Annotated in this window: 1 protein-coding gene; it reads right to left on the bottom strand. The window is 67.1% G+C overall.

Going from position 1 to position 231, the window contains the following annotated elements; all coding sequences use genetic code 11:
• Positions 1–231, bottom strand: a 231-nt coding sequence (locus ACR9ZK_RS23740; RefSeq protein WP_481344360.1) for a TIM-barrel domain-containing protein, incomplete at both ends; no start/stop codon positions are given.

Genomic DNA, 231 nt, shown 5'->3' with positions numbered 1-231 from the left:
GAGTAGACGTAGGGCATCAGGCGGTCGCGCAGCCGGACCTCCTCGCGGGCCAGCTCGTGGATCTCCGGCCCGAACGACCACGGGTACTGGTCGATGTTGTCGGTCTCGGAATGGTTGCGGCAGAAGGGAGTCAGCGTGCCCATCTGCATCCACCGCAAGAAGAGCTCGGCGTTGGTGTCTCCCTGGAAGCCACCGATGTCGGCGCCGACGAAGGGCTGGCCGGACCGGCCG

The sequence above is a fragment of the Monashia sp. HAY1-5C genome, from assembly GCF_056755255.1.
Note: the sequence above shows the minus strand (reverse complement) of the source record. Positions and strands in the feature narration are given on the sequence as shown.